This is a genomic window from Nocardioides iriomotensis (assembly GCF_004168035.1).
GTDB classification, from domain to species: Bacteria; Actinomycetota; Actinomycetes; order Propionibacteriales; family Nocardioidaceae; genus Nocardioides_B; species Nocardioides_B iriomotensis.
The window spans coordinates 188,831-201,133 of sequence record NZ_SDPU01000022.1 but is presented as its reverse complement, the minus strand read 5'-3'; the positions used below and the strand labels follow the sequence as shown (position 1 = coordinate 201,133).

Annotated in this window: 11 protein-coding genes; 1 reads left to right on the top strand and 10 read right to left on the bottom strand. The window is 74.5% G+C overall.

Features of this window, described 5'->3' with window-relative positions:
• Window positions 1-72: 72 nt before the first annotated feature.
• Window positions 73-1,023 (top strand): sigma-70 family RNA polymerase sigma factor, encoded by a 951-nt coding sequence (locus ETU37_RS11755; protein WP_129987514.1) that lies wholly within the window; start codon window positions 73-75, stop codon window positions 1,021-1,023.
• A gap of 18 nt (window positions 1,024-1,041) precedes the next feature.
• Here ETU37_RS11755 and coaE read toward each other — a convergent pair whose 3' ends face one another.
• The 10 genes from coaE to ETU37_RS11705 form a co-directional block, all read right to left on the bottom strand.
• Window positions 1,042-1,647, bottom strand: coding sequence for a dephospho-CoA kinase (gene coaE, locus ETU37_RS11750; RefSeq protein WP_129987513.1), 606 nt, complete (start codon window positions 1,645-1,647; stop codon window positions 1,042-1,044).
• A 23-nt stretch (window positions 1,648-1,670) separates the two neighbouring features.
• Entirely contained in the window at window positions 1,671-2,669 is a 999-nt protein-coding gene (locus tag ETU37_RS11745) for an SIS domain-containing protein (RefSeq protein WP_129987512.1), read from the bottom strand.
• Entirely contained in the window at window positions 2,666-3,778 is a 1,113-nt protein-coding gene (gene nagA, locus ETU37_RS11740) for an N-acetylglucosamine-6-phosphate deacetylase (RefSeq protein WP_129987511.1), read from the bottom strand. Before nagA ends, ETU37_RS11745 begins: the two co-directional genes overlap by 4 nt.
• Entirely contained in the window at window positions 3,775-4,968 is a 1,194-nt protein-coding gene (locus ETU37_RS11735; RefSeq protein ID WP_129987510.1) for an anhydro-N-acetylmuramic acid kinase, read from the bottom strand. The genes nagA and ETU37_RS11735 overlap by 4 nt, the downstream gene beginning before the upstream one ends.
• The gene (gene murQ, locus ETU37_RS11730; protein ID WP_129987509.1) at window positions 4,965-6,794 is read right to left on the bottom strand and encodes an N-acetylmuramic acid 6-phosphate etherase; all 1,830 of its coding nucleotides are present in this window, start codon (window positions 6,792-6,794) and stop codon (window positions 4,965-4,967) included. The genes ETU37_RS11735 and murQ overlap by 4 nt, the downstream gene beginning before the upstream one ends.
• The gene (nagZ, locus tag ETU37_RS11725) at window positions 6,791-8,251 is read right to left on the bottom strand and encodes a beta-N-acetylhexosaminidase (protein WP_129987508.1); all 1,461 of its coding nucleotides are present in this window, start codon (window positions 8,249-8,251) and stop codon (window positions 6,791-6,793) included. Before nagZ ends, murQ begins: the two co-directional genes overlap by 4 nt.
• Window positions 8,248-9,072, bottom strand: a complete 825-nt coding sequence (locus ETU37_RS11720; RefSeq protein WP_129987507.1) for a carbohydrate ABC transporter permease — start codon at window positions 9,070-9,072, stop codon at window positions 8,248-8,250. Before ETU37_RS11720 ends, nagZ begins: the two co-directional genes overlap by 4 nt.
• A 2-nt stretch (window positions 9,073-9,074) precedes the next feature.
• A complete protein-coding gene (locus tag ETU37_RS11715) occupies window positions 9,075-10,091 on the bottom strand; it encodes a carbohydrate ABC transporter permease (protein ID WP_129987506.1) in 1,017 nt (338 codons plus the stop codon).
• A 20-nt stretch (window positions 10,092-10,111) separates the two neighbouring features.
• Window positions 10,112-11,446 (bottom strand): sugar ABC transporter substrate-binding protein, encoded by a 1,335-nt coding sequence (locus ETU37_RS11710; protein WP_206053882.1) that lies wholly within the window; start codon window positions 11,444-11,446, stop codon window positions 10,112-10,114.
• A 99-nt stretch (window positions 11,447-11,545) separates the two neighbouring features.
• Window positions 11,546-12,283, bottom strand: a complete 738-nt coding sequence (locus ETU37_RS11705) for a GntR family transcriptional regulator (protein WP_129987505.1) — start codon at window positions 12,281-12,283, stop codon at window positions 11,546-11,548.
• Window positions 12,284-12,303 lie beyond the last annotated feature (20 nt).

Sequence of the window (12,303 nt, the reverse complement as noted above, 5' to 3'; positions counted from 1 at the left end):
CCGTTGGGATGAGTACAGGGGCTACCGGTGGGTACGCCGGGAGGTCCCCGGGGCACTGTGAAGGGAGCGCACGTGGCAACGAGTCGCACGCACACACGCGAGATCGAGGGGCGCGACAGCGTAGGGCTGTACCTCGACGAGATCGCGCGTACTCCGCTGCTCGACGCGGTCACCGAGGTGGAGCTGAGCAAGTCCATCGAGGCCGGGCTGTTCGCCCAGGCCCTGCTCGACGAGGGTCGGGTCGGGCGCAAGAAGGGTGGCGCCCCCAAGTACGCCACCCAGGAAGAGCTCGAGTGGATGGTCGAGGAGGGTGAGCGCGCGGTCCAGCGGTTCATCGAGGCCAACCTCCGTCTGGTCGTGTCGATCGCGCGCAAGTACGGCCGCAGCCAGATGCCGATGCTGGACCTGGTCCAGGAGGGCAACACCGGCCTGATCCGCGCGGTCGAGAAGTTCGACTACCGCAAGGGCTTCAAGTTCTCGACGTACGCCACCTGGTGGGTGCGTCAGGCCATCACCCGCGGCATCGCGCAGCAGGCCCGCGTGGTCCGCCTCCCGGTGCACGTCGTGGAAGAGCTCAACCAGGTCGGCGCCGCGCGCCGGACCCTCGAGCGCCAGCTCGGCCGCGAGCCGGAGGCGCAGGAGATCGCCGACGAGCTCGGCATCGACCTCGACCGGGTCATCGACCTGCTCAGCTGGGGCCGCGAGCACGTCAGCCTGGACACCCCGGTCGACGAGGACGGCGACACCTCGCTGGGCGACCTGATCGCCCAGGAGACGGCGCCGGGTCCGGACAGCACGTTCCTCGACGTCGAGTCGCGTGACCGTCTCGGTCACCTCGTCGAGCTGCTCGACGACCGGGCGGCCGACATCATCCGGTCGCGCTACGGCCTCGTCGACGGCCGCCAGCACAAGCTCGCCGACATCGGCGCCAAGCACGGCATCTCCGCCGAGCGGGTGCGCCAGCTCGAGCGGGAGGCCCTGCAGAAGCTGCGGGAGCTGGCCGACCCCGACCTGGCCGCCTGACAGCGACCGTCAGAAGCCTCAGCGCCTGCCTTCCCCCGAGCGGGCGCTGAGCTCGTGGAAGACCTCCGTGACCCGGTCACGGAGGTCTTCGCGCGTCCCGGTGTTGTCGATGACGTACGTCGCCGCGGCGATTCGCTGCTCGCGGGTGGCCTGCGCCCGGATGCGGGCCTCGGCGTCCTCGCGGCTCATCGCGCGCAGCGACATCATCCGCTCGACCTGGGTCTCGACCGGGACGTCGACGACGACCACCGCGTCGAACAGCGCGGGCTGCCCGGTCTCCACCAGCAGCGGGATGTCGTGCACCACGACCGAGCCGGGCGGGGCGGCCTCCTCGAGCTCGCGGCCCCGGGCGCGCACCCGCGGGTGGATGATCCCCTCCAGGGTGCGGCGCTTCTCGTCGTCGCCGAACACGATCGCGCCCAGCGCCGGCCGGTCGAGCGAGCCGTCCGGCGCCAGCACGTCCTCGCCGAACGCCTCGACGATCTTGGCCAGGCCGTCGGTGCCGGGCGCGACCACCTCGCGGGCGAGGAGGTCGGCGTCGATCACCACGGCGCCGAGCTCGGCGAGGATCGCGGAGACGGTGCTCTTCCCCGAGGCGACTCCCCCGGTCAGTCCGACGCGCATGCGCGCAGTCTGGCAGGCCCGGCTCAGCGGGTGAGCGTCACCTTGGACAGGTCGCCCGGGTGGTCGACGTCGACGCCGCGCAGCTCGGCCAGGCGCCAGGCCAGCAGCTGGCCGGGCACGATCGCGGTGACCGGGCTCAGCCAGCCCGGCAGCTCCGGGCCGTCGCGGCCGAGCAGCACCACCGGGGCGCCGCGACGACGCAGCTCGGGTTCGGCGTCGAGGACGCTGGCCGTCGCCGGCTCGTCGGGTACGACGAGGAGCGCGGGCACGTGCGGCCCGACCGCGGCGACCGGCCCGTGCATCAGGTCGGCCGGCGACCACGGCACGACGAGCGTGCCGGTGAGCTCGGTGACCTTGAGCGCGGTCTCGTGGGCAGTGGCGAGGTTCAGGCCGCGGCCCACCGCCACGGCACGGTCCGCGCGCTGCAGGACCGCGGCGGACTCCTCGGTGCCGGTCGTCCCGGTGACAGCCGCCGCCAGCGCATCGGGCACCTTGCGGAGGTCGTCGCCGCCGGCCGCGTCGCCCAGCGCGACGCCGAGCACCGCGAGGGCGAGCAGCGAGGACGTGTAGGTCTTGGTGGCCGCGACCGAGCGCTCCGCGCCGGCCCCGAGGTCGACCACCACGTCGGCGGCCTCGGCCAGCGGCGACGCCGGGTCGTTGGTGACGGCCAGGGTGGGACGGCCGGCGTCCCGGGCCTGCTCCACGACGGCCACGACGTCCGGCGACCGGCCGGACTGCGAGACGGCGACGACCGCCTGGCGTCGCAGGTCCGGCGGGACGCCGTACACGGTCGCGAGGGAGGGCGTGGCGAGGGTGACGGTGACGCCGGCGCGGACCGGCCAGAGGTACTGGGCGTAGCGGGCGGCGTTGTCGGAGGAGCCGCGGGCGACGAGGTACACCTGCTCGGCGCCGCGCGAGGTGAGGTGCGCGCGCAGGTCGGCGACCTGCGGGAGCAGCCGGTCGAGCAGCCGGGCGGCGACGTCGGGCTGCTCGCGGATCTCGCGCTCGAGGTGGGTGGTCACCGGGTCGCCCTCCCGGCGAGGTACGTCGCCGCGACGGTGAGGTCGTCCTCGAGCACGACGAGGTCGGCGCGCGAGCCGGGCGTAAGCACGCCGAGGTCCGGGCGGCCGACCAGCCGGGCCGGGGTGGCGGTGACGGCGGTGAGCACCTCGGCGAGGTCGAGCCCGAGCGCGGCGGCGTTGCGGACCGCGGCGTCGAGGGTGAGGGCGCTGCCGGCGAGCACGCCGGCGGTGTTGCGGACGGCTCCGGCGCGGACCTCGACGGGCACGCCGGCGATCTCGTACTCGCCCTCCTCACGGGCGGCCGCCTCGGTCGCGTCGGTCACCAGGACGACGCGCCCGCGGGCGGCGGCCCAGACGACGCGCACGACGTCGTCGGCCAGGTGGTGGCCGTCCACGACGAGCTGGACGGTGACGTCGGGCCGCGCGAGCGCGGCGCCGGGCAGGCCGGGCCGCCGGTGCCGCAGCGGGCTCATCGCGTTGAACAGGTGGGTCGCGGTGCGGGCGCCGGCGTCGAACCCGGCGTGCGCCTCCTCGGCGGTCGCGTCGGAGTGGCCGAGCGACACCAGCACCCCGTCGGCGCTGAGCTTGGCGACCAGCTCGAGCGCCCCGGGGAGCTCGGGCGCGAGGGTGACGGCGACGACCGGGCCGAGACCGCGCCAGGCGTCGAGCTCGGCGGGGTCGGGGTCGCGGCGGTGGTCGGCGGGGTGGGTGCCGAGACGCTGCGGGCTGAGGAACGGTCCCTCGAGGTGCACGCCGAGGGCCTGCGCGCCGGGGGTACCGGCCGCGACCGCCTCGGCGAGGACGCCCAGCGCGCGACGCGTGCGGGCGGCGGGCGCCGTGATCAGGGTGGGCAGCCAGGCCGTGACGCCGTGGTCGGTGAGCGCGGTCCCGATCCGGCCGATGCCCTCGAGGTCGGCGCTCATCACGTCGACCTCGGCGAACCCGTTGACCTGGAGGTCGAGGAAGCCGGGGGCCGCGATCCGTCCGCCGGTGGCGGGCGGCAGACCGACGGCCGTGACGGTGTCGCCGGTGACCTCGACGTCGCCGGGCAGCAGCGCGCCGTCGACGAGGGCGGCGGCGACGCCGAGGCGGCGGGGCTGGTCGTTCATGCGGAGCGGACCTCCGTGGTGGGCAGGTCGTGGGCCGCCGCTCGCACCCGCAGCCGGGTCGGCGGCGTCAGCGGCGGGGGCAGGACGAGCGGGTCGGCTCCGGGGCTGATCCGGCCGAGCACCCGGGGCGGCCGTCCGGACGCGGGGTCGGTCGTCACCGGCACGCCGTACCAGGTGAGGAAGCCGAGCAGTGCCCACAGCACCGCTTCCTTGCCGTCGACCGGCAGGCCCAGGTCGTCGCTGGTGCGCACCGGGGCGGGCAGGTGCCGGGCGAGGGCCGCCATCAGCGACGGGTTGCGGGTGCCCCCGCCGGAGGCGACCACCTCGGTGACGTCGTACGGCGCGAGCGCGTCGGCCACGGTGCGGGCGGTGAGCTCGACGAGGGTGGCGGCGACGTCGTCCCAGGCGGGATCCGGCCCGACCAGGTTGTCGAGGTAGGCGGCGGAGAACGTCTCGCGCCCGGTGGAGACGGGCGGCGTGAGGGCGAAGTGGGGGTGCGCGAGCAGCCGGTCGAGCAGCTCGGGCAGCACCCGGCCGCGGGCGGCCATCGCGCCGTCGACGTCGTGCCCGTGCGCGCCGCCGCTCGCGCGGGAGGCGGCGACGTCGAGGAGGCAGTTGGCCGGGCCGGTGTCCCAGGCGAGGGAGGTGCCGTCGGGCTGCACGACCGAGACGTTGGCGATGCCGCCCAGGTTGAGCGCCACGCGCTGGCCGGCGCCGCCCGCGAGCCAGAGGCTGTCGAGGATCCCGGCGAGCGGGGCGCCGTGGCCGCCGGCCGCCACGTCACGAGTGCGCAGGTCAGAGACGACCGGCAGCCCGGTGGCCTCGGCGACCCAGGCGGGCTGGCCGATCTGCAGGGTCCCGAGGCACCGGTCGCCGTCGATCTCGTGGTGCACGGTCTGGCCGGGCGAGACGACGAGGTCGGCACCACCGGCCCGGGCGGCGGCCTCGGCGGCTACCGCCCCGACCGCCTGGCCGACCGCGGTGTCGAGGGCGCACACCTCGGCGGCGGTCGTGGTCGCGGGCGGGAGCAGGGCGAGCAGCCGGTCGCGCAGGTCGTGCGGCCACGGCTCGGTGGTGCTGGCCAGCACCTCGACCTCGACGGTGCCGGCGTCGTCGCGGACGGACAGGTCGACCACGCCGACGTCGAGCGCGTCGACCGACGTGCCGGAGGCCACGGACACGACGATCACGAGGCACCTCCGCGGAGCGCGTCGAGCGCCGGCCGCACCCGGTCGTCGTGGTCGGCGAGCGCGGCCTGCGCGGCCGGCACGTCGACGCCGCCGAGCAGGGCGACGAGGGCGGGCTTGGTGCGCCAGCCGGCCTCCTCGAGCAGCCGGAGCGCGGTGGCGTCGTCGGTGCCGGTGGCCTCGCGCAGGATCCGGCGGGCGCGGCGCCGGAGCTTCTCGTTGGACGCGACGACGTCGACCATCCAGGCGCCGTAGGTCTTGCCGTGCGCCACCATCGCGCCGGTCGAGATCACGTTGAGGCTGATCTTCTGGGCGGTGCCGGACTTGAGCCGGGTCGAGCCGGACAGGACCTCGGGCCCAGTGAGCAGCTCGACGGCGACGTCGGCGGCCGCGGCGACGACGCTGCCGGGGTTGTTCACGATGGCGACGCTGCGGGCGCCGGCGCGGCGGGCGGCCTCGAGCGCGCTCAGGACGTACGGCGTGCGGCCGGACGCGGTGATGCCCACGACCAGGTCGGCGGGGCCGGGGTCGAGGGCGAGGAGGTCCTTCTCCCCCGCCGTCGCGTCGTCCTCGGCGCCCTCGACGGCGGTCCGGTCGGCCTCGCGGCCGCCGGCGAGCACGGCGACGACGCGTTCGGGCGAGGTGCCGAAGGTCGGCGGGCACTCCGCGGCGTCCAGCGCGGCGAGCCGGCCGGGGGTGCCGGCCCCGACGTACAGCAGGCGGCCGCCACGGTCGAGCGCCTCCCCCGCCAGCCGGACCGCCTCGGCCAGCGCGGGCCGGGCGGCGGCGAGGGCCGCCGGGACCGTGGCCTCGGCGTCGAGCAGCACGCCGACGACCTCGTCGGGGCTGCGGGTGTCGAGGTCGTGCAGGTCGGCGCGGACCTGCTCGGTGGCGAGCGCGTCGACATCGTTGCCGGACGCGGGTGCGGCGACCGCCGGCGTGGCCCGCTGCACCGACGACTCGTGGGGCAGGTCGCGGCTGCGCGCGACGAGCACGGCGCCGTCGAGCGGACTGCCCGGCTCGTCCACGAGCGTGAGGTCGCCCGGCAGCAGCGACACGAAGCGGTCGTGGAGCGCCGGCACGGCGGCGAGCCCACCGACCACGGCCACGCGCGGGTCGCCGACCGCGTCGGCGCCAGCCCGCACCTGGGCGACCCAGTGCGCGACCGCGCGGTCCAGGATCAGCGCGGCCGCGTCGTCGCCGGACTCGGCGAGCGCGACCACGTCGGGCGTGAAGGAGCCGGTGGTGCTGGCGACGCTGCCGGACTCGTGGATGCGGCGCGGCAGCAGGTCGAGGTCGCCGAAGCGGGCGACCGCCGCCGCCGACAGCGCCGTCGCGGGACCGCGTCCCTCGCGGGCGGCGAGCACCGCTCGCAGCGCCTCCCGGCCGATCCAGGCCCCGCTGCCGTCGTCGCCCAGCCAGGGTCCCCAGCCGTCGACCTGGCGGCGCCGCCCGTCGGCGCCGAGCGCGAGGGCGACCGAACCGGTCCCTACGGCGAGCACGGTGCCCGGGGAGCCGCCGAGCGCGCCCGCGTGCGCGGTGACGGCGTCGGAGGTGACGGCGACGGAGCTGCCCGGGTACGCCGCCGCGACCCGTCGGGCCAGCTCGCCGGCCTCGCCGGGTGCTGCCTCGGCGCCCGCGGCCCCGATCGCGACGTCCGCGGGCCCGTCGAGGGCCAGCGCGTCCAGCACGAACCGCACCGGGTCCTCGGCGCGGTCGACGCCACCGGGGTCGGCGAGGCCGGGTGCACCCGGACCCTCCGCCGTCCGGCCGCTGTCGGTGCGGACGGCGCGGCAGCCGGTCTTGCCGAGGTCGACGCCGACGATCATTCCTCTTCCTCCCCGAGCAGGAGCAGGGCTGTCGCGCGCGCGGTTGCCGCGCCGGAGCCGTGCGTGTGGATGGTGCGCGCGCCCTGGTCGTCCGCGCGGCGGAGGCCGCCGTGGACCACGACGGCGTCGGGGCGGACGTCGAGGACCGCCGCGACCGCGGGCGCGAGCGCGACGGTGTCGGCTCCTTCGACGACGACCAGGACGTCGGTGTCCTCGGCCGGGACGGTGTCGTCGAGCGACTCGGCGAAGCGCCACCCGGGGCGCCGGGCCTGCAGCTCGGCGACCAGGGCCGACGCCTTCCGCCCGGCGGCGTACCCGGTGACCGGGCGGGGCACGACGACGACGGCGTCGTCGCGGAGCCGGATGTCGCCGGCGACGGTCAGGGCCCGGGCGGCGACCGCCGTACCCGCGGCGATCAGGGCGTCCCGGTCGGGCGCGGGCAGCGGGTCGGAGACCGGGCGCGCGGCGAGCCGCCCGACCCGGCGGGAGGCCTCCTCGAGCCGGGTGAGCGGCAGCGTGCCGTCGGTGACGGCTGCGGTGATCGCGGCGACGATCTCCTCCAGCACCGCGACCTCGTCGTAGCCGTCGGGGAAGGTCGGGTTCCCGACGCACAGCAGGTCGACGCCGGCGGCCAGAGCGCGTGCGGCGCCGGCGGCGCGGCCCCCCGGGGCGTCGGCGATCGCCCGCATGTCGAGGGCGTCGGAGACGACCACGCCGTCGAAGCCGAGCTCGTCGCGAAGAATGCGCAGCACGGCGGCGCTGGTGGTGGCCGGCTGGTCGTCGAGCGCGCGGACGACGACGTGCGCGGTCATGACCGCGGCCGTCCCGGCGTCCACCACCGCCGCGAACGGCGGCAGGTCGCGCTCGCTCCAGACCGAGCGGCTGACGTCGAGCACGGGCAGCCCGACGTGCGAGTCGGTGGTCGTCGCGCCGTGCCCCGGGAAGTGCTTGGCGCAGGCGGCGACACCGGCGTCCTGCAGCCCGCGCACGAACGCGGCGCCGTGCCGGCTGACCAGGTCGGTGCTCGCACCGAAGGAGCGGACCCCGATGACGGGGTTGTCGGGCTCGGAGTTCACGTCGACCACGGGCGCGAGGACCAGGTCGACCCCGCAGGCGCGGGCCTGCCGGCCGAGGCCGACGGCAACGTCGTACGTCGCCTGCGGGTCGTCGAGCGCACCGAGCGTGGCCGCACCCGGCCAGGGCGAGCCGAGGCCCGCGTCAAGCCTGGTGACGGAGCCGCCCTCCTCGTCGGAGGCGACCAGCACGTCGGGCCGCTCGTCGCGCAGCGCCGCGGTCAGGGCGCGGACCTGGTCGGCGCCCTCGACGTTGTGCCCGAACAGGCAGACGCCGGCGAGGCCTTCGGTGACGGTGCGGCGCAGCCAGGGCGGCGGCGTGGTGCCGGTGAAGCCCGGCATCAGGACGGACAGCGCGAGGCGCCGGAGGGCCGGTTCGGTCATCCCTTCACCGCCCCCGCGACGAGGCCGTCGCTGAGCCGCTTCTGCACGATGACGAAGAAGATCATCACCGGCAGCGTGATCAGCGTGGAGCCGGCCATGACCGCACCCCAGTCGGTGCCGTACTGGGTGAAGAACTGCCGCAGCCCGGCCGCGACGGTGTAGGAGTCCTGGTCGTTGAGGAACGTGATCGCGAAGACGAACTCGTTCCAGGCGGTGATGAACGAGAACACGCTCGTCGCGACGAGGCCGGGTGCGACCAGCGGGAACAGGATCGACCAGAACATCCGCGGCCAGCTGGCGCCGTCGACGTACGCCGCCTCCTCGAGCTCACGCGGGATCGCGGAGACGAAGCCGCGCAGCGTCCAGATCGCGAACGGCAGGCTGAAGGCGACGTACACGACGACGAGGCCGAAGAGGTGGTTGAGCATCCCGAGGGTCTTGGCCTGGATGAACAGTGGGATGACCAGCGCCTCGAGCGGCACCATCTGCACGACGAGCACCATGATCAGGACCGAGGTCCGGAACCGGAACCGGAAGCGCGACACTGCCACCGAGGCGAGCAGCGCGAGCGCGCTGCTGATCACGACGGTCGCCAGCGCGACGACGAGCGAGTTGCGCAGGTAGGTGACGAAGCCGCCCTCGTCGAGCACGAACGCGAAGTTCTCCAGGCTCCACTCGGTCGGCAGCAGGCCGCGGGAGCCGTCGTTGGCGCGACCGTCGAACGCCGTCGACAGCATGATCAGCACCGGGCCGAGGCTGAAGCCGAGCACGACGAGGAAGCCGATCGCGAGCCAGAAGCGGCTGGAGGCGGTGCGGGTCATGGCTACAACTCCTCCTGCTTGAAGAGCGTACGGAGGTAGACCGCGGTGATGACGAGCAGCAGCAGCGTGAGGAGTACGGCGATGGCGGCGCCGAGCCCGTAGCGGTTCTGCGAGATCGCGGTGATGTAGGACCAGGTGCCGAGGTTGAGCACCTCGCGGTTGGTGCCCGAGCCGCCGGGCATCAGGTAGATCTGCGTGAACACCTTGAAGTCCCAGATCGTCGACAGGATGGTCACGACCGCGAACACCGGCTTGAGCAGCGGCATCGTGACGTAGCGGAACCGCCGCCACGCACCCGCGCCGTCGAGCGCCGCCGCCTCGAGCATCTCCTTCGGCACGGTCATCAGGCCGGCCAGGATCGTGACCGCGACGAAGGGGAAGCCGTGGTGGACGACGTTGGCGGTGGCGATCGCGAAGAACGGCAGCCGCTCGGTGAACCAGTTGGTGGTCTCGGGGTCGACGAGCCCGAGCGAGCCGAGGGTCTGCATGACGAACCCGTCACGCGCGTCGAAGAGGTAGACCCAGACGTAGGTGCCGGTGACGGCCGGCATCGCCCAGGCGACCATGATCGCGCTGGTCAGGATGCCGCGAGCCCACGGGCCGAGCTTCGCGAGCAGCAGCGCGACCGCCGTACCGACGGCGACGGTGAGGAACACGTTGACCGCGGCGAAGACCGCGGTGTTGGGCAGCGCGACCTTCCACAGCAGCGGGTCGGTGAGGACCTCGGTGAAGTTGTCGAGCCCGACCCAGCTGGACTCGCCGGTGACCAGCTCGCGCAGGCCGAAGTCCTGGAACGACAGCACCGCGACCCGCACCAGCGGGTAGACGAGCAGGCCGAACAGGACGACCAGCGCGGGCGCCTGGAGCAGCCAGGGCAGCCAGCCCGGGGTGAGCCCGTTGCCCGCGCGGTCGCGGCGCGACGGCCGACCGCCCGGGGCGGCCGGACCGGAGGGCGCGGCAGGGGTCTGCCGGCTCTCGGTCACGGCCACTCCGGGCTGGACGTCGGGCGAGGTGGTCATCGTCCTACAGGTGCGGGCGGTCAGCCCTGGTTGAAGATCTCGTCCATCTCGTCGGCCGCCTGGCTCGACGCGTCGGCGACGGAGGCGTCGCCGGACAGGATGGACTGGAGCATCGCGGAGACGGTCTTCTTGCCCTGCACCTGGCCGTACAGCGGGGTGACCGGGAGGCTGGCGCCGCCGTCGACCATCTGCGTCGCGAACGGCGAGACGACCGGGTCGTCCTCCTCCTGGACCTTCTGCAGCAGCGACTCGGTGCCGGGGAAGAAGCCGGACTGCTGGCTCCACTCGTCGGCCATGTCGCCGGTGGCCATCAGCTTGACCAGGGCCCAGGCGAGGTCCTTGTTCTCGGAGGCCTCGAAGACGCCGAGGTGCGAGCCGCCCAGGAAGGACGGGGACACGCCGCCGTCGGGACCGGGGATCGGGAAGGCGCCGATCTTGCCCTCGAGGTCGGGGTTGGCCTCGACCAGGGCGCCCGGGGTCCAGGATCCGGCGATCATCATCGCCACGTCGCCGCGCGAGAAGGCGTCGGACAGGTCGGCCTCGTCCCAGGTGGTCGCGGCCGGGGTCGAGAAGCCGTGCTCCTTGGCGAGGTCGGTGTAGAAGCTGATGCCCTCCTGCGCCTCGGGCGAGTCGATCTCGCTCGCCCAGGTGTCGCCCTCCTGCGCGGCGATCTCGCCGCCGGCGCCCCAGACGAACGGGTACACGCCGTACTCGCTGTCACCGGGGACCGGGAAGGTGATCATGTCCGGGTTCGCGGCCTTGAGCTTCTCGCCGGCGGCGACGAGCTCGTCCCAGCTGGTCGGCGGGGTGACGCCGGCCTTCTCGAACACGTCGGTGCGGTAGACGACCGAGCGGACGCCGGCGTACCACGGCATGCCGTAGAGGCCGCCGTCGACGGTGCCCGCGTCGACCAGTCCCGGGACCAGGTCGCCGTCGAGTCCCGCCTCGTCGACGACGTCGGTGAGGTCCGCGAGCGCGCCGGCGTCGGCGAACTCGGGGGTCCAGGTGGTGCCGACCTCGGCCACGTCGGGGGTGGTGCCGCCGGCGATCGACTTCACGAACTTGTCGTGGGCGTCGGCCCACGGCACGAACTGCACGTCGAGGTCGGCGCCGGTCTCGTCCTTGAAGGCGGTCTTGAGGTCCTCGACGTACGGGTCGGCGTCGGGGTTGGTGCCTTCCATGATCCAGACGCTGAGCGACTTGCCCTCGCCGGAGACCTCGTCGGCGTTCTGCAGCTCCTCGCCGCCGCCGCTGTCGCCGCCGCACGCAGCCGTCGCGAGCACCATCGAGGCGAGACCGAGTCCCAGCGCCCCGCGCCGCGTCCTCGTCAGCCCGCCCGAGCCGAACTTCCTCATCCCTGCACCACCTTGCCGAAGGACCGAATGAACCAAAGGTCTAAGACCTCTGGTCGATTCTTGCCAGTCCCGCCGTCGGGCGTCAAGACCCTGGTGGGTTCAGGAGGCCGGGTCCGGCGGGAAGATGTCGACGACGATCCGGTACCGGTCACCGCGGTAGGTCGACCTGACGAACTCGGCGACGCCGCCGCTGCGCACCCGCGAGGTGCGCTCGAACAGGAACACCGGCGAGCCGGCCTCGACGCCGAGCAGGTCGGCGACGTCGGGGTTGACCAGGGCGGGCTCGACGGTCTGGGTGCCCGAGACCACCGGGTCACCGTAGCGCTCGGCGAGCAGGTCGTAGAACGAGGTGCCCTCGAGGTCCTCCCCCGTGAGCCCGGGCGCCACCGTCGCCGGGACGTGCAGGTCCTCGACGGCCATCGGCTCGTCGTCGGCCAGGCGCAGGCGCCGGACGTAGAGCACGTCGGTCTGCGGCGGTACGTCGAGCAGGCCCGCGAGCATCATCCCCGCCGGGAACCGCCGCGCCTCGATCGTGCGACTGCCGGGGCGCATCCCGCGGGCGCGCATGTCGGCGGAGAACGACGTCGCCGCCAGCCGCTGGGTCACCTTCGCGCCGGCCACGAACGTTCCGGCCCCGCGTCGGCGGATCAGCCGCTGGTCGTCGACGAGGCCGTCGACGACCCGGCGCAGCGTCATCCGGGCGACGCCGAGCTCGCGGGCGAGGTCACGCTCGGCGGGCAGCGGCTCGCCCGGGACCAGGCCGGCGATCAGCGTCTCGAGCTGCTCGCGGACCTGCTGCTGCTTGCCCGGGGCGGCGCCTTCATGGACGGTGCTCATGGACCATTGGTACAGGATCG